The 22313-nt window shown below is 55.6% G+C and carries 19 protein-coding genes; 3 read left to right on the top strand and 16 right to left on the bottom strand.

Features of this window, described 5'->3' with window-relative positions; all coding sequences use genetic code 11:
* Window positions 1-2 precede the first annotated feature (2 nt).
* The 4 genes from MWH02_RS18885 to MWH02_RS18870 all read right to left on the bottom strand — a co-directional run bounded on the left by MWH02_RS18885 (window position 3) and on the right by MWH02_RS18870 (window position 7330).
* A complete protein-coding gene (locus MWH02_RS18885) occupies window positions 3-482 on the bottom strand; it encodes a hypothetical protein (protein ID WP_101761979.1) in 480 nt (159 codons plus the stop codon).
* Window positions 472-2697, bottom strand: coding sequence for a hypothetical protein (locus MWH02_RS18880; RefSeq protein ID WP_271461236.1), 2226 nt, complete (start codon window positions 2695-2697; stop codon window positions 472-474). The genes MWH02_RS18885 and MWH02_RS18880 overlap by 11 nt, the downstream gene beginning before the upstream one ends.
* Window positions 2698-3064: 367 nt before the next feature.
* A complete protein-coding gene (locus MWH02_RS18875) occupies window positions 3065-4795 on the bottom strand; it encodes a penicillin-binding transpeptidase domain-containing protein (protein ID WP_101761978.1) in 1731 nt (576 codons plus the stop codon).
* 273 nt (window positions 4796-5068) lie between these two features.
* Complete coding sequence (locus tag MWH02_RS18870; RefSeq protein ID WP_271461235.1) at window positions 5069-7330, bottom strand: molybdopterin-dependent oxidoreductase; 2262 nt, start codon at window positions 7328-7330, stop codon at window positions 5069-5071.
* Between the two features lie 197 nt (window positions 7331-7527).
* On the opposite strand from MWH02_RS18870, the gene galR reads away from it, so the two are divergent.
* Entirely contained in the window at window positions 7528-8529 is a 1002-nt protein-coding gene (gene galR, locus MWH02_RS18865; protein WP_036649453.1) for an HTH-type transcriptional regulator GalR, read from the top strand.
* 151 nt (window positions 8530-8680) lie between these two features.
* On the opposite strand, the gene MWH02_RS18860 is transcribed toward galR, so the two are convergent.
* On the bottom strand, window positions 8681-9130 hold the full coding sequence (locus MWH02_RS18860) for a GNAT family N-acetyltransferase (RefSeq protein WP_271461234.1): 450 nt from the start codon (window positions 9128-9130) through the stop codon (window positions 8681-8683).
* Complete coding sequence (gene lysA / locus MWH02_RS18855) at window positions 9130-10383, bottom strand: diaminopimelate decarboxylase (protein WP_271461233.1); 1254 nt, start codon at window positions 10381-10383, stop codon at window positions 9130-9132. Before lysA ends, MWH02_RS18860 begins: the two co-directional genes overlap by 1 nt.
* A gap of 110 nt (window positions 10384-10493) precedes the next feature.
* On the opposite strand from lysA, the gene MWH02_RS18850 reads away from it, so the two are divergent.
* Entirely contained in the window at window positions 10494-11414 is a 921-nt protein-coding gene (locus MWH02_RS18850; protein WP_271461232.1) for a LysR family transcriptional regulator, read from the top strand.
* Here MWH02_RS18850 and MWH02_RS18845 read toward each other — a convergent pair.
* On the bottom strand, window positions 11411-12574 hold the full coding sequence (locus MWH02_RS18845; RefSeq protein WP_101761973.1) for an MFS transporter: 1164 nt from the start codon (window positions 12572-12574) through the stop codon (window positions 11411-11413). The genes MWH02_RS18850 and MWH02_RS18845 overlap by 4 nt on opposite strands.
* Before the next feature lie 362 nt (window positions 12575-12936).
* Between MWH02_RS18845 and MWH02_RS18840 the strand changes: the two genes are divergently transcribed.
* Window positions 12937-13563: a hypothetical protein gene (locus tag MWH02_RS18840; protein ID WP_101761972.1), complete on the top strand. Its 627-nt coding sequence runs from the start codon at window positions 12937-12939 to the stop codon at window positions 13561-13563.
* Window positions 13564-13761: 198 nt separating this feature from the next.
* Here the strand turns inward: MWH02_RS18840 and MWH02_RS18835 are convergent, their stop codons facing one another.
* The 9 genes from MWH02_RS18835 to prfB all read right to left on the bottom strand — a co-directional run bounded on the left by MWH02_RS18835 (window position 13762) and on the right by prfB (window position 21859).
* Window positions 13762-14433 carry a DUF1989 domain-containing protein gene (locus MWH02_RS18835; protein ID WP_101761971.1) on the bottom strand — a complete coding sequence of 224 codons (672 nt, stop codon included), beginning with the start codon at window positions 14431-14433 and terminating at the stop codon, window positions 13762-13764.
* A 13-nt stretch (window positions 14434-14446) separates the two neighbouring features.
* Complete coding sequence (locus MWH02_RS18830) at window positions 14447-15112, bottom strand: amino acid ABC transporter permease (RefSeq protein WP_101761970.1); 666 nt, start codon at window positions 15110-15112, stop codon at window positions 14447-14449.
* Window positions 15112-15762 (bottom strand): amino acid ABC transporter permease, encoded by a 651-nt coding sequence (locus MWH02_RS18825; RefSeq protein ID WP_101761969.1) that lies wholly within the window; start codon window positions 15760-15762, stop codon window positions 15112-15114. The genes MWH02_RS18830 and MWH02_RS18825 overlap by 1 nt, the downstream gene beginning before the upstream one ends.
* A 3-nt stretch (window positions 15763-15765) precedes the next feature.
* Window positions 15766-16413 carry an urea carboxylase-associated family protein gene (locus MWH02_RS18820; protein WP_271461231.1) on the bottom strand — a complete coding sequence of 216 codons (648 nt, stop codon included), beginning with the start codon at window positions 16411-16413 and terminating at the stop codon, window positions 15766-15768.
* On the bottom strand, window positions 16397-17029 hold the full coding sequence (locus MWH02_RS18815) for a DUF1989 domain-containing protein (protein ID WP_271461230.1): 633 nt from the start codon (window positions 17027-17029) through the stop codon (window positions 16397-16399). The genes MWH02_RS18820 and MWH02_RS18815 overlap by 17 nt, the downstream gene beginning before the upstream one ends.
* A gap of 2 nt (window positions 17030-17031) precedes the next feature.
* Entirely contained in the window at window positions 17032-17868 is an 837-nt protein-coding gene (locus tag MWH02_RS18810; RefSeq protein WP_137386385.1) for a transporter substrate-binding domain-containing protein, read from the bottom strand.
* 262 nt (window positions 17869-18130) lie between these two features.
* Complete coding sequence (locus MWH02_RS18805) at window positions 18131-18982, bottom strand: MurR/RpiR family transcriptional regulator (protein WP_192236472.1); 852 nt, start codon at window positions 18980-18982, stop codon at window positions 18131-18133.
* Between the two features lie 248 nt (window positions 18983-19230).
* A complete protein-coding gene (gene lysS / locus MWH02_RS18800) occupies window positions 19231-20751 on the bottom strand; it encodes a lysine--tRNA ligase (RefSeq protein WP_101761966.1) in 1521 nt (506 codons plus the stop codon).
* Between the two features lie 9 nt (window positions 20752-20760).
* A protein-coding gene (gene prfB / locus MWH02_RS18795; protein ID WP_110867985.1) for a peptide chain release factor 2 occupies window positions 20761-21859 on the bottom strand; the annotation gives its coding sequence in 2 pieces (ribosomal slippage) (window positions 20761-21783 and window positions 21785-21859; 1098 coding nt in all).
* Window positions 21860-22313 lie beyond the last annotated feature (454 nt).

Raw genomic sequence — 22313 nt, 5'->3', positions numbered from 1 at the left:
ATTCATTCATTTTCAGAAGCTACATTGACTGTTTTAATTAGTTTCAACGCACCATCTTTTAGTGAAAAATATTTTATTGTATTATCTTCATCATCAAGAGCTTGCCCTTTTATGATAACTAATGAACTATTGATGTTAAATTGATCGCTCTCTAATCCCTCAGCATAATAATTTGGAATTTCACTTTCCACTAAGATTCCCGACCTAGCGTCCAGTAAGCCATAACCTAATGAACCACCACCACTGCCGAAAGTGAAGAGGACATAATGCCCAGCAAAATTTATTTTTTTAGCATTTTTATATTCCCATGCAAGATTTGGTGACAGATTTTTAACATTTTCTCTGTGGTTTACCGGTCCCTTGTATGAATCATGGACATTAAAATCAGAAAGAGACAAATGTGTCTCCGCTTGTGAAATGCCTGATTCAAGCCCTAACAATAGAATAAATAATAATCCCTTGCAAAAACGATTAAATTCCATTTTTAGACTCCTCCAATAGTTCTTTCATTTTATCGGGTAAGATATGAGCCTTATTTAGCCCATCACCAGTGTAGTAAGAAACCCCTTCACTATCTGCAATTCGATTTCTTGAGATCTTCTTCCCTTTCCTCACACCCGCAGAAGCAAATTCCATAGCCCATGCATACATTGCGTCTTCAACGCTACCATCCCCCTCTAAGAAATTAATAATAGGTTTACGTTTAATCTTAATGAGATATTCTTCAAATATTTTATCCTGAAGACTTTCGTCATACAACGCATTCATATCAAGTGCGAGTTTACTTACGGCATCTTTTAGAGTTGATGGTATTATTTGAAACCGGCCTGTAGCAAACATATCGTGTTTTTTCTGAGCGTCCATGACTTGTTGAATAGTCAACGAAGTAAGGCTTGTCCCATACTTTGCTTCACTATTAGTTGGTTTAGGATGCGGATAAGTACGATTATAGGCAGTGTAATCATTATTTGATTCCACTCGACCTAATAAATTAGCGAATGGACTATGTGCCCACCCTTTCTTCTTTGATTCTTTTAATGCGTCGAGAAATACTATGGGATGAAAATGCCATATTGGTTCGTCCTGATTAAACGGCTCAACCTGGCTCATCCACTCCATATCGGATTGCCATTTCTCACAATATTTCTTGTCGAAAACATCCAGATCTTTATAAACCCCGTTCCAACGACCGCTTGAGATCGATCCATACCATTCGCTGTGGTGCCGAATAACAAGCCGATCAACGACATCCCGAACTAAAGAATGACGAACGCGTAAGGCGCCACGCACGGCATTAACGCCATCGTATTGCGGATTTTCCAGCTTAGCGATAAGCCTGCGATAGTTATCAGGAACAAAAGCGTGCTTCATAACCCGTTGGTGCTCTGCACTGCTTGCTATCAGTTCCAGAGCAGTAATAACCCAGTTCTCTTTGAATGTTTCTGATACATCATTAACGGTCACTTCTTCTAAAGGGGTGAAACCCTGGCTCAGCAAATCAAACTGTTCGGTTATTAGAACTTTATCTTGTGGCAACCAGCCTGAACCGCTGACGTTATACCACCAGCGTTCGGCATCATCGAGGAAAGGTATGGCTGAATCACGCGACAAAAATTGCTGTGCTCCTAGCGGAACGCCCGTCTCTCTAAATTCAGGTGTTTCACGGAAATCATCTCGAAGATAAATCAGCTCACCCTTTGCGGCTCTGAGCATACGCTTATCGGTTTGAACGCGGCCTGGATTAGAAAGAAAGCGAGGCATTCTGCTATCAACACTCAGGCATTCCAAATGAATGAACCACTCTTTTTTAACTAACTCAGTCGAATCTGGCCTCTCGGTAAGCCCCAAAAATCCTAATGGCGTCCCGGCGTTGACTTTCCATTCATCACCTTCATCCGTCATTACTACGTCATTAAAGATGCCCTTATCGGCGGCTATTGCCATCCAATCTGGCAGAAGATCATACATCTCCCCATCAGGCTCCAGAAGCTCAGGATCTAATGTTACCCAAAACTGTTCTTTGCCCGGCTTGCCAGCCTTCAGCAACCTGGCAAGGCCGAAAGTATTAAGTTCGCTTTTTCCATTCTTGTGAAGATAAAACCGACCTTGCCGTGAGACTACAATCCGGTCGCCATCATTAATGACCTGACCGCTTCTTGGTGGCGCAGGATAAAGCGCGTATTGCCTTTTAGCTTCGTCACCTTCAGGCACGCCAAAATGCCCCTTTTTGAAACGCCGCAGTGTGATACCACGGCGATCAGCAGCAACTTTGTAACACTGCGATGAGGGATAATCGTTGAGTGCAGCAAGATGCATGTACAGGCAATAGAATTCTAACCAGGTTTCTTCTCTGTCCGGATTTGGTTTGCAAAGCGATTTCACCAACACAAACGAAGAACTATGACAAAGCGTCGTGCCGCAATGCCGCGCTGTTGGGTAGGTGTCATTTAAGCGATAGGCAACGATTGTGCCATCAGTCATGAATTGCAGCGGCACAGGATCTTCACTGTTCTGTGCATCTGGTATGAGTGCCGAAAATGGCTGGGAGACATCACTGATATGTATTCCGCCATGCCAGAAGCCGTTGGCACCAATAGCCCAGGATCCATGCGGTTCACTGGCGATAAGGCTCATCACCTCATCATGTGATTGGAATTCACTGCCATTGAGGTTTCTGATGGGATAGGAGAATTTCATAACGCATCCTTAGCTGTCGTTCATCCTGTGGTGTAAGGCGGCACCGATTCGTTTGAATCTTGTGAAAAACCTTAAGGCACAATCTTCGCATGGCTTTTTAAAAAGAAAAGAACAAATTACAGGCATTGAGTAATTAAGATGATCAGTTCGGATCTAAATTACAGGCAAAAAAAACCCACGCATCTGCGTGGGTCGGTGTAATAACAGGGTACTGCCAAAGCAGCTTGTTTCACACCCATCAATACCTCTGGGATCTCCATACTCGCACCGTTGAGTCGGTGAAAGACAGGTGCAAAAAGCAACGGTGTTTGGGGAAGTGAAACGAGGTGTGAATATTCTCCACACCTCACTTACGCTTTTGATTTAACTAAGATTTGTCTGAAGAAGGTTTACTGTAGATCGCATCGGGTGCCACGTTCATGTGCTTGAGTACCGGGCCCATGATGTTGCCGAAGATCGGTGCCGCCACCGAGCCACCAAAGTGATCGCCCGCGGTGGGATGGTTGATCATTACCACCAGCGCCACTTCCGGATGGCTGGCGGGCGCGATGCCGGCGGTGTAGTTGATATAACCGCCATCGTACTTGCCGCTTGTGCCCATCTTCTCTGCGGTACCGGTTTTGGTCGCCAGACGATAACCCGGCACCGCCGCTCTTACCCCGGTCCCGCCCGGCAGTACGTCGCTCTCCAGCATATGCACCACGGTTTGCACCACCTGCGGATTCGCCACCTGTTTGCCTAACACCGGCGGCGTCACTTTGGTGATCGACAGTGGACGATAAACGCCGTACGAACCGAGCGTGGCGTATTCACGCGCAATCTGCAGCGGCGTGACGCGCAGGCCGTAGCCAAAGGCAAAGGTGGCGCGTTCGATATCAGCCCAGCGCTCGCGGTGCAGCGGGAAGTACCCCACGCTCTCACCGGTCAATCCCAGCCCGGTAGGTTTACCCAGGCCAAATGCCTGATAGGTATTAACCAGCGCTTCAGCGGGCATCGCCAGCGCAATGTGCGAGACGCCGATGTCACTCGATTTCTGCAAAATGCCGGTCATGGTGAGGCGCGGCCAGTGACCAACGTCGCGAATTAAGTGGCCGTTGACGCTGTAAGGCGTGGTATCGATCACCGAATCGGCGCGCACCAGATGGCGCTCCAGCCCTTCCATCACCACCAGCGGTTTCACCGTGGAGCCGGGTTCGTAGCTGTCGTTGATCGCCGAGTTACGCATCTGCGCCGGCGTGGCATTTTCATAGTTGTTCGGGTTGAACGACGGATAAGAGGCCATCGCCAGAATTTCGCCGGTATCGATTTTCACCAATACCGCCGCACCCGAATCCGCTTTGTTAAGCAGCACGCCGTCGCGCAGTTTGCTGTAGAGCGTGAATTGGTCGAACTTATCGATACTGAGCTGCACGGTTGGCGGCTGCTGTGGCGGCTGGTAATCGATCATCGCAATGATGTTGCCTTCACCATCCTGACGATAAACCTCTTTACCTGGATCGCCCTGCAGCACATGGTCGAAGCCCTTCTCGATGCCGTTCAGGCCATTGCTGTCGGCCCCTACAATACCAATCAGCGGCGCAGCTGCTTCACTCATTGGATAGAAGCGGCTGTCGTTATACACCGAGCTGATACCTTTGAGTTTCAGCTCGGCGATATCTTTGGCGATGCCGAGTTCGATTTTGCGGCCCAGATAGAGGAAGCGTTTTTTCGGGTTGGCGGTGATGGCCGCGCGCAGATCTTCCGGACGCTGATTGAGCGCGGCCGCCAGATAAGCCCATTTGGCGCTGGTGAAATCGGGATTTGCCTCCAGCACGCGCATTGGATCGGCGATGATGTCACGCGCCGGAACGCTCAGCGCTAATGCCTGGCCGTCGCGATCCAGCAAGGTGCCACGGTTAGTTGGCAACGTTACGGTACGCAGCGAGCGCTGATCGGCTTCGTGCTCCAGCATCGGATGCTTGATCAGCTGCAGGTCACCAACGCAAATCAGCAACAGCACCAAACAGCAGAACACGCCAAGGCAGATCAGGCGAAAACGAAACGGGTTAAAGGGCGCTTTTATCTGGTCTTTTCCCAGAAATTTTTTTATTTGAGGCATGGCAATCCGCTGCTGTAAGTGAATCTGAAGCTTATTGCTTGCAGTTATAAAGAAACGTAAAGCGAGTTGACAGGAAAACTGTGTTTCGATTCGTTAAGCAAAAAAAAACCTGCGCATCTGCGCAGGTCGGTGTAATCAAGAAAACTTTTTGATGTTCACCCATCAATACCTCTGGGACCCTGACTGTAGCAAGGTGGCACGCTGGGAAACCATCGCCTAAACGCAACAGTTACCGGCAAAATGTAACCAGCGATGAGATTATTCGTTGCCCATTCACATCAGATGTTTTTTGATTTCCACCAGGCAACTCATGGCATTAGGACCCTGCGTTAACGACGAGGTGCCGATATCCAATGTCAGGACATTCGGGTTGCCGGCGCGATCCCACGGTTGCCAGGCGCGACCAAAGCCAGGATCGAACCAGGCGCCGGTGGCGATGATCACCACGCCCGGCGTTACCCCGTCGGTCAGGCGCACACCGGCCAGCATGCGCCCGCGCGCGTTGCTCACCTCAATCTCATCGCCATCCTGAATATCACGCGCTGCCGCATCCTGCGGATGCATATACAGCGTCTCATGTCCGGCGGTTTTGTTGCCTTGCACCGTGGCGGTGGCGTCCATCTGGCTGTGCAGACGATCGGATGGCTGAATCGAGATCATATGCAGTGGGAACTGTGAACTGAGCGGCGCGCCCAGCCACTCTTGCGGCTCGCGCCACTCGGGATGTCCGGCGAAATCCTCCAGCTGATAATCGGCAATGGTTTGGCTGAACAGCTCAATCTTACCGCTGGCGGTTTGAATTGGATGCGTTTCTGGGTTAGCGCGGAAATCATCCATAAACACGAACGGCTTGCCGCCTTCGGGAATCTCGACAAAACCGCGCTCCCAGAATTCCCCGAACTCCGGGAACGGGATATCACGGCGCGCATGCGCTACCGCGCACTGCTGATACAGATGCTCAATCCACTGCATCTCATTGCGCCCTTCGGTGAACACATCACGATAGCCGAGGCGATCGGCGATATCAGCGAAGATGTCGAAATCATTGCGCGCCTGATGCTGCGGCTTGATCGCATGATGCATCGCCAGCACGAAGCGATCGCGCGACGATCCGCCGATGTCGTTGCGCTCCAGCGTGGTGGTCGCGGGCAACACGATATCCGCCATCTGCGCCGCCGGCGTCCAGACGATATCCTGCACAATCACGGTATCCGGGCGCTGCCAGCCTTCCACCAGACGATTGAGCTGCTGATGATGATGGAACGGATTGCCGCCCGCCCAGTGCACCAAATGGATATCCGGATAGTGCTGGGTTTCACCCTGGAATGCGTACGGCTGGCCGGGATTGAGCAGCATGTCGCTGATGCGCGCCACTGGAATCGACAAATTGCCCGGATTCGGGCCGGTGCTCATCATGGGTGCCGGGCCATCCTGACGCGGATTGCCGACGCTGTTCATCGAGCCATGACCAAAGGAGAAACCGCCGCCCGGCAAGCCTGGCTGACCGAGCATTGACGACAGCGCAATCATCATCCAGTACGGCTGCTCGCCGCGATGGGCGCGCTGTACCGAATAGGAGCAGGTAATAAAGCTGCGTTTGCCGATCAGCTGCTGCGCCAGCAAAGCAATGCGCGCCGCCGGAATGCCGGTAATGCTGCTGGCCCACTCAGGCGTTTTGGCGATGCCATCGCTTTCACCGAGCAGATAGCCGCGCAGCTGCGGCCAGCCGGTGCAGTGGCTGGCGAGGAAGCTTTCATCCAGCGCGTTAAGCCTGGTGATCTCAAAACCCAGCGCCAGCATCAGCGCCACGTCGGTGTTCGGGCGAATCGGAATCCACTCGGCATTGACGAACGCCGGGCAGTCATCGCGCATTGGGCTGATGTTAATGATTGGCGTGCCTTTGGCGCTGAGCTGCTCCAGCGCCGGTTTCAGGCTGTGCTGCCCTGCGCCGCCGGACGCCACCTGCGCGTTTTTCAGCGCCAGGCCGCCGAAGGCGATAAAGATGTCGGCGTGCTGCACCACTTCCGGCCAGTCGGTGACGCGGCCGGTGAGCGGCATGTAGGTGCCAATCACGTACGGCAGGAAGAACTGCGCCGCGCCCCAGCTGTAGTTACCTTGCTGATCGACGCCGCCGCCGCCCTGAAAATAGAAGCGACGGATCAGCGTGCGCGCGTGGTTGACGCGTCCCGCCGATGACCAGCCGTAAGAGCCGTTGAAAATGCCCGCTGCGCCGTAGCGATCGCGCACGCGGCGATTCTCTTCCGCCACCAAATCCAGCGCGGTATCCCAATCCACCGCCACGAAATCTTCCCGACCGCGTAAGGTGCGATCGCTGTTCTCGCGCGACTTCAACCATGAACGGCGCACCATCGGCTGGCGAATACGCTTATCCGAATAGACCAGTTCAGGAATGGTGTTGAGCATCGGCGAGGGATCGGCATCGGCGAAGAAGGGTTCACAGCCAATCAGGCGATCGTTTTCGGTGACGGCAGTGAATGCGCCCCAGTGCGCCAGGTGTGGCACGCGAGTTTTCATGGTTTTTGGGTCCGGCAGGCAGGTGTGATTGTGTCTGGCAGCATAACATGAGCCTGTAACCGAGCTAAAGCGCGGCTGTGAGCGCCTGATTTTCCGTGCTTTTGCGACAGCGCTGGCATTCTGCCGGGTTGCTACAGGGTGGGTTTTCCGTAACACTGGTGGCATGTGTAAACGTTTTCCCGGATGTCGATAATCGCATGGCTACCATTAAGGATGTTGCCCGTATGGCTGGGGTGTCGGTTGCGACCGTCTCCCGCGTCATCAATAATTCGCCCAAAGCCAGCGAGAGTTCTCGCCTCGCCGTTACGGCGGCAATGGAGCAGTTGCAGTATCACCCGAACGCCAACGCACGCGCCCTGGCGCAGCAATCCACCGAAACCCTGGGTTTAGTGGTGGGCGATGTTTCCGATCCGTTTTTTGGCGCGATGGTCAAAGCGGTGGATGAAGTTGCGGGCCAGACCGGCAACTTTTTGCTGATTGGTAACGGTTACCACAATGAGCAAAAAGAGCGTCAGGCGATTGAGCAACTGATGCGCCATCGCTGCGCCGCCTTAGTGGTGCACGCCAAGAAAATCCCCGACGACGATTTAGAGATGCTGATGAAGCAGGTGCCGGGCATGGTGCTGCTGAATCGCCTGCTGAAAGGCTTTGAACATCGCTGCATCGCGCTGGATGACCGCTACGGCGCGTGGCTGGCAACGCGCCATCTGATTCAGCAAGGCCATACGCAAATCGCCTTTATCTGCTCCACGCACACCATTTCCGATGCCGAAGATCGTCTGCAAGGCTATTACGACGCGCTGAAAGAGCACGGTTTGCCGTGTAATGACCGTTTGGTGGCGTGGGGCGAACCAGACGAAGTGGGCGGCGAACAAGCGATGACCGAATTGATGGGACGCGGCAAGCAGTTCACCGCGGTGGCCTGCTACAACGATTCGATGGCCGCCGGTGCGCTGGCGGTGCTGAGTGATAACGGCATTCGCGTGCCGGAAGAGATGTCGCTGATTGGCTTCGATGATGTGCTGGTGTCGCGCTATGTGCGCCCGCGTTTGACGACGGTGCGTTATCCGATTGTCACCATGGCGCAACAGGCGGCGCAACTGGCGCTGGCGTTAGCCAATGGCAGCGAGATGCCGGAAGTGACCAATATGTTTAGCCCCACGCTGGTAAGACGGCATTCGGTGAGTGGGCCGGGTTAAATCCTGGTGCGCGCTTTCCCTCACCCTAACCCTCTCCCGCAAGCGGGAGAGGGAATGATTAGGTGGAGTGAACCTCGGATTTACAGCTTGCTTGGGCGGCTCCTTCTCCCGCTTGCGGGAGAAGGCTGGGATGAGGGACAACGCGCACCCATCACAAATCCCGCGAATACACCTTCACCCGCACATCCGGGAACTCCAGCGCTTCGCATTGATACTGCCAGCCAAAACGTTCGTAATAGCCGCCAAAGGTGGACCATAACCACAGCTTGTCATGACCGCGCTGCTGCGCGAAATCGATCACATGCTGCTGCAGCGCTTTGCTCAATCCCTTGCCGCGCGCGGACTCCTCAACAAACAGCGCCGCCACCCACGGCGTGAGATCCTGACGGCTGATCAAATCGCAGCGCCAGAATCCCACCGTGCCGAGCGGTATGTCGCCGTCCAGCGCCACGAAGGTCACCGGAAAGTCGGCGCCGTTGAGGCTGCTGCGCACAATGCTGTGGTAAAACTCACGCGACGTACCGTCACCAAACGCCTGCCACAGCCAGTCGGTGATCTGCGTGGCGTGATGCGGCACCTCGCTGAGCGCGACGATCTTCATCAGATCAGCTCCAGCGCCAGCAGCTCCTGAATGGTCTGCGCACGACGAATTTCACGCGCCGCGCCATTCTCGAACAGCACTTCCGGAATCAGTGGACGGCTGTTGTAGTTCGACGACATCGACGCGCCATACGCGCCGGTATCGTGGAACACCAGATAATCGCCGACCTGCGCCACAGGCAGCGCACGGGTTTCCACTTTGCCGCCTTCCAGTTGCGTGAACACGTCGCCCGATTCACACAGCGGACCGGCCACTACGCTCTCCACGGTGGCGTCGCCCAGCGCGCGGCCATCGACCGGCAGCAGAGAAATGTGGTGATAGCTGCCGTACATTGACGGACGCATCAAATCGCTAAAACCGGCATCGACCAGCACAAAGTGACGGCTGCCCATCTCTTTTACCGCGCGTACCTGTGACACCAGCACGCCCGATTCAGCAACCAGGAAACGGCCTGGCTCAATCTCCAGTTTCACCGCATGACCGAGATGCGCAGCGATACGCTCGCGCGCGTCGTTCCACAAGCCGTAATAGTGCTGGGTATCAATGGCTTCTTCGTCAAAACGATACGGAATCGACAAACCGCCACCGGCAGAAATCGCTTCCAAATCCTGCCCAAATGCCACCACCTGATCGACCATCGCGTCACACACCTGCTGCAGATGGCCATAATCCACGCCGGAACCGATGTGCATATGCAGGCCGACCAGACGCAGGCCGTGCTGCTGAATCGCCGCCAGCGCCAGCGGCAGATCGCTGTGCCAGATGCCGTGTTTACTGTTCTCACCGCCGGTGTTGGTTTTCTGGCTGTGACCGTGACCAAAACCCGGATTGATGCGCAGCCACACCGCGTGGCCCGGTGACAGCTCGCCCAGTTGATGCAGCATATTCACCGAACCGGCATTGACCGGCACTTTCAGCTCGGCGATACGCGCCAGGGTTGGCTGATCAAACACATCGGCGGTGAAGACGATATCTTCGCCGCCCGGCTGATAACCAGCGGCAATGGCACGCTCGATTTCACCCAGCGATACCGAATCGACTTTGACGCCCGCCGCACGCATCAGACGCAAAATGTGAATGTTGGAGCAGGCTTTCTGCGCAAAACGCACCACGTCGAAGGCGCCGAGCTGCGCAATGCGCTGCTGAATAATCGCCGCATCATAAGCCCAGAATGGGCCGGCATAACGCTGCGCCAGCGGCAGTAAGTTGGCGGCAGTTAACGCGGTTTCGGTGTTATTAAGTGGGCGTGGCATGTCAATTCTCCTGTGTCATTGAGGCTATTTAGCCACAGCGCATCAATTCAGAAAAATATCTGTTTTAGCGACATCTATACAAATATGATATGAGCTATCTGGAGGAGACAATGGCAAAAATTAACTGGCGACATATCGAAATTTTTCACGCGGTGATGACCAGCGGCAACCTGACGCAGGCGGCGACGCTGCTGCATACTTCGCAGCCCACGGTGAGCCGCGAACTGGCGCGCCTTGAGCAGCAGCTCGGCCTGCAGCTTTTCGAACGGGTGCGCGGCCGCCTGCAGCCAACGGTGCAAGGCTTGCGGCTGTACGAAGAGGTGCAGCGCTCGTGGTACGGACTGGATCGCATCATGGATGCCGCCGAAGGGTTGCGTCAGTTTCGTCAGGGTGAATTGTCGATCGCCTGCCTGCCCGTGTTTTCGCAGTCGCTGTTGCCGCCGGTGCTGCAGCCCTTTCTTCAGCGCTATCCGCAGGTCAGCCTGAATATCATTCCGCAGGAGTCGCCGTTGCTGGAAGAGTGGCTGTCGGCACAGCGTTACGATCTCGGCCTGACCGAAACCCAACACGCACCGGCGGGCACCGAACGCTTGCCGCTGCTGACCTGTGACGAAGTGTGCGTGCTGCCGCCACAGCATCCGCTGTGTCAGCGCGAGGTGCTGACGCCGCAGGATTTCCACGGTGAAAACTACGTCAGCCTGTCGCGCAGCGATAGCTATCGCCAGCTGCTGGATTCCCTGTTTCATGAGCAGAATGTGGAGCGTCGTCTGGTGCTGGAGACGCACAGCGCGGCGTCAGTGTGCGCGATGGTGCGCGCGGGCGTGGGGATTTCGATTGTGAATCCGCTGACGGCGCTGGATTACGCCGACAGCGGTGTGGTGATGCGTCGCTTCAATATTGCCGTGCCCTTCACCGTGAGTTTAGTGCGGCCGCAGCATCGACCGGCTTCGGCGCTGGTCGATCACTTCTGCGACCACCTGCAACAGCACGTGGCGGCGTTTCCACAACGTATTGCCGAGCGGCTGGCTTAAGCGTTGACCGCTTCGCCCTGCCCGCCCGCTTTGCGGAAGGTGATCAGGCAGATCACCAGTCCGACCGCGGCCAGCGCAGCAGCGGCAACCGGCACCGACGTCAGGCCGTACCCTTTCTCGATCACCGCGCCACCGACCCACGCGCCGAGCGCATTGCCGACGTTGAAAGCGGAGATATTCAGCGTAGAGACCAGATTCGGCGCATCTTTGCCGTGGCGCACCACGTTAATCTGCAAGCCCGGCACGGTGGCGAAGGTCGCCATCGCCCACAGGAACAGCGTGATTTCCGCCAGCCACAGCGCATGGCTGGTCCAGCTGAACAGCAGCGAGAACACTGCAATCAGCACAAAGCTGAGGATCAGGCTGAACGACACTTTCCAGTCGGCCAGCTTGCCGCCGAGGATGTTACCGACGGTCAGCCCCGCGCCAATCAGGAACAGCGTCCAGCTAACACCCCGATCCGAGATACCGGTCACCTGCAGCAGCAACGGGGCAATGTAGCTAAACAGCGCAAACATCGCCGCCGCAAAGAACACCGTCATCAGCAGCGACAGCCACAGTTTGCCGTTGGCCAGCGCGCTGATTTCACTCGCCAGATGCACCGGCTTCTCTTCTTTGTTGGTCGGCAGGCTCACCATCAGCGCGATAAAGGCGAAGATGCCGATGATCGCCACGCCCCAGAAGGTGGCGCGCCAGCCAAACATCTGACCAAACCAGGTGCCGAGCGGCACGCCGAGCACGTTGGCCAGCGTCAAACCGGTGAACATCAGCGCCACGGCAGAAGCTTGTTTACCTGGAGCGACCAGGCTCGCCGCCACCACTGCACCGATGCCGAAGAACGCACCGTGACACAGCGCCGTCACCACTCGCGCCAGCATCAGCAGGTTGTAGGTGTAGGCCAATGCACAGAGCACGTTACCGATGATGAAGATGATCATCAGCAGAATCAGAGTACGTTTACGCGGCAGTTTGGCGGTCAGCAACGCCATGATCGGCGCGCCAATAGCAACGCCCAGCGCGTAGCCGCTGATCAGCCATCCCGCAGAAGGAATGGTCACTTGCAGATCACCCGCCACCTCGGGCAGCAATCCCATAATGACGAATTCCGTGGTGCCGATGGCGAACGCACTCAGCGCCAGCGCCAGTAATGCAACAGGCATAACACACTCTCCCAATAATTTTTTGCAGGCGGGCCGCACTGCGAACGCAGTACGGTGACAACAGACGCTTATTAAAATTTGAACTGCGTCACATTGTTATTAAAGCATAGCCCTTCCATGCCAACCACCCTGCGCGCCGCAAGACTATTTTGCGCCCGTAGCAATAATCCCTGCGCGCGAAAATGTCACTGACTAACCATTGAGACAGATGGAGGTTTCCGCGCTACGCTTGAGAAGGGTGTGATCGTTATCACAGTGAGTCAGCTTTTGGCGAAAAATCAAACAGTAAAGGATGGGCGTGCACTGCCGATACCTCAATGGATTGCCCGGTTATGGGGTGTCAAAAATCGAGGGGAAAGCGTATGCGATGGCTCATCGCGCTAACGGTTGGCTGCCTAAGCGGCTGCTCTGTTGGGCATTACGAATACAGCAAAGAAGCAGCAAAACGCGTCGATATGACCGTCACCGGCATTCCAACGGTGCTGGGCATTGGTGCGCTTGGCACCACCATTCCTCTCACGCCCGAATACAGCCTGACGGCGGCCCACGTGGCGAAGTATTCACTCTATCGGGTGAAAGCCTGGCATCCCGAATGCGATATCGCCGTGGTGTACCATAAAAACAGCGAAGCCAATTTGCCGCCGCCGTTCCGCAATAGCCATATCGGCGACGACGTGAATCTGTATGGCTACAGCTTTATTTCCGCGATGCCGGTAGCGTCAAGCGGCAAGAATCTGATCAATACCACGCTGGCGAATGACTGGAACAAAGCCAGCTGTGTGGTGGTGGCGGCCAATGCCGGCGTGGTGAAAGGTATGTCCGGCGGCGCGGTGTATAACGCCAGCGATGATACGCTGGCGGGGGTGATTGTCGGTTACAGCAGCCAGATTGATGACAATAAAAGCGGCAAAACGCTGTTTAAGAATGTGGCGCTGTATGTACCGTACGCACGCTTTCAGGCGTGGCTGGATGGGGTGGTGAAGTCTTAGATCGTGCTGGCTGTCGGTGCTGGCTGTCCCCCTCCTCGGTCGGTGATTGCTGTCCCCCTCCTCGGTCCTCCCCCATAAATGGGGGAGGAAGATGCTGCAATATGATAGTTCTGAAGCTGCATGTGGCAGCGTCTCCTTCCCCCATTCATGGGGGAAGGCCGGGATGGGGGACAGCGTGCACAGGGACAGCGTGCACAGTCAAGCCGGAACCCATGCCCCCTGTACCTGCACCTGCGGGAAACCGCTGGTCAGAATACGCAGCTCGGCATCGCGCGGGGTGTTGTCGCCCTGCCCCTGAATGCTGACGATATCCTGCGGACAGGCGGAAAACGCCACAAAACAGTCCATCTCGGCGCGCAGCACAATATAGTCACCCGGCTTCGTCACCACCGGCAGCGTCTTCAGCGTGATGCCATCCGGCTGCACCTGAATATTCATAAAGATATTAAACGAGGCCAGATTGCCATGCGGCAGCGTCACGCCCAGCTCACGCATGCCTTCAAACAGATTGTCATGGCAGTTGCGATGCGGTTCGGTGCAGCCGAGCAGCTCATAACGACGCGCATCGCAGGCCGCCATAAAGGTGTCGTGCACGCCTGGCGAGGTATCCGCCACCAGCGTCAAAATCGGATGGCGCTGGCTGGTGATAAAGCTGTCGCCCACTTTGGGATTGAGACGCTGATTCCACACGCGCGTCGCCTCCATACACATATATTCACTCACATCCTCAGCGTTGTACGCCCAGCAATCCACCACCTGCGTGCCGTGCAGGTTAATCACCTGCACCGCTTCACCTTGCTTCAAGCGCACCGCTTTGCCGTAGCGCGCCGGGATGGTCATCGCTTCACGATGCTGAAATTCAGCCGACATGTTGTTCTCCTGATTAATGCTGCATGGCACGACGATAGCGCGTCATGCGAGATTCAAGGCCGCGCGCCAGCCAGTCGATAATGCTGTTGAGCAGCCAGTAACAGAGCGCCACCGTGAGATAGATCTCCAGCGGCGCGTAGGTATCCGAAATCGCCTGTTTGGCGGCGTACATAAACTCCTGCACCGAGACAATCGACAGCAGCGCGGAGTCTTTAATCAACCCGATCATCAGCCCGACCAGCGGCGACAACATCTGCGGCAGCGTTTGCGGCAGCACCACGTCACGCAGTTGTTCGCTGCGGCTCAGGCCCAACACGCGGCACGCTTCCCACTGCCCTTGCGGCAGCGCATCAATCGCCGAGCGGATCACCTGCGCAATGTAAGGCGCGTAGTAGAGCGTCAATGCCAGCACGCCCACCACCGGCGACGACAGCGTGATGTCATATTCCGGCAACACAAAATAGAGCAGATAGATCACCACCAGCAGCGGCAGCGCGAGGGTTAAGCCGCTGTAAAGATTGAGCAAACGCAGCCAGAACCGCGAGGCACGCATCAGCAGCACGGCCAATAGCGCGCCCCACAGTAGTGAGCAGAGCGCCGCCACCAGACAAAGCTGCAAGGTGGCGAGCAGGCCGTCACCGAGCGACGGCAGAGAGGTGATAATTGCCTGCCAATCCATTACACCAACCTCCGCTTCGCTTCTAAACGGCGCGCCGCCGCAATTAACGGCATGGCGATCAGCAGATAACCGGCCGCCACCAGCAGCAGCACTTGCGTAGCTTCGTAGGTGCGGGCGATGACGATCTGTCCGGCGTAGGTCAGTTCAGTGAGCGCCACCACCGACGCTAGCGGCGTGGTTTTCAGCAGAATGGTGAATTCATTCACCAGCATCGGCAGACTGGCGCGCATCACTTGGGGATTGATGACGTACCACCACGTCAGCAGGCGGCTCAGACCCAGCGTGCGCGATGCTTCTAGCTGTCCGCGCGTCACCAGGCTGCGATTCACGCGCAGGATTTCCGCCACGTACGCGCCGCTGTTAAGGCCAATGGCAATCACCGCCGCCAGCATCGGCTGACCGCCCAATCCCAGCCGCGGCAAGGTGAAAAACACCACAAACAGCTGCACAATCGCTGGCGTTCCGCGCATCACGCTGACATAGAAACGCCCGATGGCGCGCCAGATCCAGGCACGACGCAGCTGCAGGAAGCAGCCGAGCTGCCCCATCACCACGCTGACTAATGACGCCAGCACGGTGAGCACCAGCGTCATCAGCAGGCCGTGTCCGAGTTCCGGCAGCGCGGCCACTACCTGTTGATCCAGCCCCATGCGTTACTCCGCGTTAAAGTCGTGCAGGTTTTCCGCCACCGACAGCAGCAGCGGCGCGGGACGATCGTTGCCCTCAATGCCGGTGTTACAGGCGGAGACGATGAACTGCATGTCCATCACCACGCGACAGGTAATGCTGTCGCCAGCTTGGGTCAGGTTGGTTTCCGGCAGAATCTCGCCTTCACGCGTCAGCTTGACGTGCATAAACAGATTGATGGGATCCGGCAGCTTCGGCACCACCATGCCCAGACGCGCCAGCTCGCCGCGCAGCGCATCGAGGCAACCTTCGCCCGGATAACCGCGCTCAGCGAGAAACGCCGTGGTGGACGCCGGCAGCAGCAGGTCGTGACGCTTCACGCTGTCTTTGCCCAGCACCATCATCGGACGACGACGGTTGTTCACCAGACGCATGCCGGAACCGAGCAGGTAGCTGTTGCTAAACACCCGCGTGTGGTGCACCGACAGCCACACGGCGGGATCGGCCAGGCTAAAGCCAAACAGCGAAGCCACCGCGCCGTCGCCCTGAGCGGTGATGCGCAGCAACTGACCGCGCAGCACGCGAATCGAACCGATGCTGCCCGCTGCAACCTGCACCGGTTCAGCCAGCGTGCGCACGGCGGTTTCTTCATAACTTTCACGCATTAACAGCATGATTCATCTCCTGAGCGTGAAAATGGTCGCTGACCACGATGTCGATTGGCGTCACCTGCAGGCCGTTGCCGGGAATAATGTCCTGCGGGCAGGATGAGACCGCGCAGATCAGATCGCACAGCGCTTTAAAGGTGATGCTATCGCCCGCTTTGCTGTTGGGATCGGTCACTTCCATGCGGCCATCGGCGGTGACCGGGCCGTTCTGAAATAGGTTGAACGGTTCCGGCAGCGAGAAGTAGGTGACGCCAAACGCCTTCATCCCCTCCAGCAGGTTATCGACGCAGTTGCGATGCCCTTCGACACCGAAATCGATGCTGAAACGGGTGCGATCGCAGGCCGGTACGTTGGCGTCGTGGATGCCGATGCTGTCGGCAAGAATGCGCAGCATCGGGCGGTTTTCACTCGACCACAACGCGTCACCCGGCTTAAAGAACAGCGAGCGCAGCTGTTGGCGCGTGTGCACCGGCGACAGCTTCTCGTTCAGGTCATCGGCATTCACCGCGACAAAATCGGCCGCCTGCTGCCCTTCGCTGTCAATCACGGTAATAAACTGGCCCTTGCGCACGCGGAAGGTTTTGCCAAAGCCGGCAGGCACCGTCAGGTTGGACTGGCACATAATTACTCCTGCGGAATGAAGTCGCTGGCGGGCACGGTAAAGGTGGTGCCGAGATATTGCTGCTGCAGTTTGGTCAGTTCGCCGTCTTTCTGCATCGCGAGGATGTGGTCGCTAATGGCTTTGTTCAGGCTGCCATCTTCTTTACGTGTCGCCCAACCCATCCACTGCGACGGGCCGACTTCGCCCACCTGCGCCACTTTGCCGGCATATTTTTTTGCTACCGGCGCCAGTACCGAGATGTCGTCATAAACGAAGTCGGCGCGTTTGGTCATCAAGGTGCTGACGGTTTGATCGAGTGAATCGACATTGATGATGGTGATCGGTTTTTTACCCTCCTTCTTCAACTGCTCGTTGAAGCCCTTCAGCAGCTGCTCTGGCACGCTGGCGGTTTTCACCGCACCGCGCAGACCCGACAAGCTTTCCGGACTCAGGGCCTTGCCGCTGAAGGTTTTCGCTTCGGCTTCACGCACCAGCACGCCGTTGACGGTTTTGCTGTACGGCACGGTAAACAGCACTTTTTTCGCGCGTTCCGCCGTGACGTTGAGGGATGAACCTTCGGCATTGAAAGAGCCCGAAATCAGGCCCGGCAGAATGCCGCTGAAGGCGGTTTTCTGAAACTCCAGTTTCACACCGAGATCGTTGGCAAAGGATTGCATGATCGCCACGCTGTAACCGGTGATCTCACCTTTGTCATCGGTGTATTCGTAGGGAGGAAAGGTTGGATCGATACCGACGGTAATTTTGCCGCTGCTTTTGATGTCGGCCAGCGTATCGGCTTGTGCCTGCGCCATGGTGCCGACGGAGAGAAGTGCGGCAATCAGCAGTGCTGTTTTTTTCATTATGGTGATTCCCTGGTGTTGGTGAAATGTCATTTTCTACTGAGCATATTTTGTGCCAGCTTTTTCACTACCATGCAGGGAGACCTGATAAAAAAAAGATTTTATTTAATAAAATCAAATGGAAACATTTGTTTCTTAATTTTTATTTTTAGTTTCTATTATTTCACACACGGTAAAACGGGGATAATTGGATGGGTGGGCACTGGACAGAATTGCACCGTTTTGGTGATTTTTCTGGCGCACAATGCGCCAGCAAGGCGCATTATTCCAGTTCGTCGAGGGATTGGTGCAGCGCTTCGATTTGCGCGAGATGATCGTTGCTGGCTTTACCCATTTGCCGGGCCACCAGTGAACAGAGCAGGTTACACACGCCAGAGAGCGCGGCGGTGCTGTCGAAAATCAGGCTGCTGTCGGTGTGACAGCGGATTACCCACTGCGCATGGCGCGCCGGTTTGCCGGAAAGCACGTCGGCGATATACAACATTGGCACATTGCGCTCGGCCAGCGCGTTCATCGCCGCCTCCAGCGCGGGCATGCGACGACGCAGACCGACGCAGATCACCACATCCTCTGCGGTCAGAGCCGCGATATGCTCTGCCAGCGAATCGCCGGGACGCGGCAGCAGACGCACATCGGAGTGAATATGGATCAGGTCTCGATAGATCAGATGCGCGATGGTTTGGCTGTGGCGCCAGCCCATTACCACCACGCGTCGCGCCTGGCTGATGGCGCTGACCGCTTGCTGCAGCTGTTCGCTGTCCAGCGTGCGATAGCTGTTGACCAGGTTGGCGATCTCTCTTTCCAGATGCTGCTGCATGATGCTCGCCAGCGGCGATGCGCTGGGTGCCGGTTGCAGGTAGAGCGGTGATCCGCTGCTTTGCATGTCACGCGCCTGGCGACGTGCGGCTTCATAACTTTCATAGCCGAGATGGCGGAAGAAGCGCGTGGTGGTGGCTTTGGACACGCCCGCGCTGTGTGCCAGCTCGGTGGCGGTGTTCATGGCTAACTGGCCTGGTGCGGCGAGTAGCACATCGGCAAGTCGCTGCTCGTGGCTGGAGAGTTGATCCCAGTGCTGACGAATCCGGCCCTCTAACGTTGCCGCTTTTGCACTCATGGTGATTCCCTGAAAAAGAAAAAAACCATCCTGCACAGAGCGTGCCGGGTTGTCATCAGGAATTTTGTGTTGGGGGGAATGTGCTGGCTGAATCGCTACTCGGTCCGTGCTTGCTGTCCCCCTCCTCGGTCCTCCCCCATGAATGGGGGAGGAAGATGCTGCCATATGGTAGTTGGGGAGTTGCATGTGGCAGCGTCTCCTTCCCCCATTTATGGGGGAAGGCCGGGATGGGGGGCAGCAGCTCCGGACTACTTACCGGTCGGGCGCAGTGCCGGGAACAGGATCACGTCGCGGATGGTGTGGCTGTTGGTGAACAGCATCACCATACGGTCGATACCAATACCCAAACCAGCGGTTGGCGGCAGGCCGTGTTCCAGCGCGGTGACGTAGTCTTCGTCGTAGAACATCGCTTCGTCATCGCCAGACTCTTTCGCATTCACCTGCTGCAGGAAACGCTCAGCCTGATCTTCTGCATCGTTGAGCTCTGAGAAGCCGTTACCGATTTCACGGCCGCCGATGAAGAACTCAAAGCGGTCAGTGATTTCCGGGTTCTCGTCGTTACGACGCGCCAGCGGTGATACTTCAGCCGGGTATTCGGTGATGAAGGTTGGCTGAATCAGGTGCGCTTCAGCGGTCTCTTCGAAGATCTCTGTAACGACGCGGCCCAGGCCCCAGCTCTTCTCAACTTTGATGTGCAGCGATTGGGCAATCGCTACCGCTTTATCAAAGTCTTCCAGATCGCTCAGGTCAGTTTCCGGACGGTATTTCTTGATCGCTTCACGCATGGTGAGCTTCTCGAACGGCTTACCGAAATCGAAGCTGTGATCGCCATACGGCACTTCCGTGGTGCCCAGCACATCCTGCGCCAGCGTACGGAACAGGCTTTCGGTCAGTTCGATCAGATCTTTGTAATCCGCATACGCCATATAGAGTTCCATCATGGTGAACTCTGGGTTGTGGCGTGGCGAAATCCCTTCGTTACGGAAGTTACGGTTGATCTCGAACACGCGATCAAAACCGCCAACCACCAGACGCTTCAGATACAGCTCTGGCGCAATACGCAGGTACATATCGATATCAAGCGCATTATGATGGGTGATGAACGGACGCGCAGATGCGCCGCCCGGAATCACCTGCATCATCGGGGTTTCCACTTCCATAAAATCGCGGTTAACCATGAACTGACGAATGCCGGCCATGATTTGTGAGCGAATTTTAAAGGTTTTGCGCGAATCGTCGTTGGAGATCAGATCGAGATAACGCTGACGATAACGGGTTTCCTGATCGGCCAGGCCGTGGAATTTGTCCGGCAGCGGACGCAGCGCTTTGGTCAGCAGACGCAGCTCAGTGATGTGGATCGACAGCTCACCGGTTTTGGTTTTGAACAGCTTACCGCGCGCACCGAGGATATCGCCGAGATCCCACTTCTTGAACTGCTCGTTGTAGACGCCTTCTGGCAGATCGTCGCGTGAGACGTAGATCTGAATCTGGCCGCCGACATCCTGCAGGGTCGCGAATGACGCTTTACCCATGATGCGGCGCGTCATCATACGACCGGCCACGCTCACTTCAACGCCCAGCGCTTCCAGCTCTTCATTCTCTTTCGCGTCATAGCTGGCGTGCAGCACATCGGACGTGGTATCGCGGCGGAAATCGTTAGGAAACGCCACGCCTTTTTCACGCAGCGCGCTGAGTTTTTCGCGACGCGCTTTCAGTTCGTTGTTTAACTCAAGGGCGGCATCAGCGCTCTGCGGTTGTTGTTCAGACATGTCGGTTCCTTATAGCCCTGCTTTTAAACTTGCTTCAATAAAACGATCGATATCGCCATCCAGCACCGCTTGGGTGTTGCGGGTTTCTACGCTGGTACGCAGATCCTTGATGCGTGAATCGTCGAGAACATAAGAACGGATCTGGCTGCCCCAGCCGATATCAGATTTGTTATCTTCCGCTGCCTGCTTATCCGCGTTTTTCTTCTGCATCTCATATTCGTACAGCTTGGCGCGTAACTGCTTGAAGGCCTGATCTTTGTTCTTGTGCTGTGAACGGTCGTTTTGGCACTGCACCACAATGTTGGTCGGCAAGTGGGTAATACGCACCGCAGACTCGGTTTTGTTAACGTGCTGGCCACCCGCACCGGAGGCGCGGTAAACGTCGATACGCAGATCGGCAGGATTGATATCGATATCGATGTTGTCATCCACTTCCGGGTAGATAAACACCGAACTGAATGAGGTGTGACGACGGCCGCCGGAATCGAACGGGCTCTTACGTACCAGGCGATGAACACCGGTTTCGGTACGCAGCCAGCCAAACGCGTAGTCGCCGATGATTTTAATGGTGGCGGATTTGGTTCCGGCCACTTCACCGTCTGACTCTTCAATAATTTCGGTTTTATAGCCTTTGGCTTCCGCCCAGCGCAGATACATGCGCAGCAGCATGCTGGCCCAATCCTGCGCTTCGGTGCCGCCGGAACCGGCCTGAATGTCCATGTAGCAGTCGGCGCTGTCATATTCGCCTGAGAACATACGACGGAATTCCAGTTCGCCCAGCTTCACTTCCAGTGCATCAAGCTCGGCAACCGCTTCGTTGAAAGTCTCTTCGTCGTCAGCTTCCACCGCCAGATCCAGCAGGCCCTGCACATCTTCCAGGCCTTGCGTCATGTGATCTAAGGTTTCCACTACCGCTTCCAGTGAAGCACGTTCTTTACCCAGCGCTTGCGCGCGCTCAGGTTCGTTCCAGACGTCAGGCTGCTCCAGCTCGGCGTTTACTTCTTCGAGGCGTTCTTTCTTGGCATCGTAGTCAAAGATACCCCCGAAGAACGTCGCTGCGCTCACTGAGGTCCTGGATACGATTTTTGACCGGATTAATTTCAAACATGGCTTTTCAGTCTTTTTTGACGATTCGGTGAAAGGAGATAAAAACTAACGCGCTAGTTTACCCGAAAGTGTGCGCACTTTGTAGCATTGCACGCCGCCTGAGTGAGCGCGCCTCCGCCGTAAGAAAAAAAGTTCTTATCCTTCTGGAAAGCTTTACCCGCTACGCTTTCCCAAACACCCCCGCAAATACCTCGCCTTCAGAACCTTCTTAGGAGTTTTCCTGCAAAAATTAGGCAATTGGCGCCAGATAACGTCATTAAAGATCATGATTTATAACGATAAATCATTAAGAATTGTCTTGTGAGAAATTTCCTGCAAGAAAGCAGACACGTCTCAAATAACGCCATTAAGCAGCTGATATTCAGCCTATCGATTTATTAGCGCCCTTTTATCATTTTGCTCAGTGACTATCCCCCCGATGGACATCACTGACGTCCAGACCGTTTGTCACCACG

This window comes from Pantoea leporis (assembly GCF_028048155.1).
In the GTDB taxonomy this organism is placed as follows: Bacteria; Pseudomonadota; Gammaproteobacteria; order Enterobacterales; family Enterobacteriaceae; genus Pantoea; species Pantoea leporis.
The sequence above is the reverse complement of the archived record's forward strand: the minus strand, read 5'-3'. Positions and strand labels throughout refer to the sequence as shown.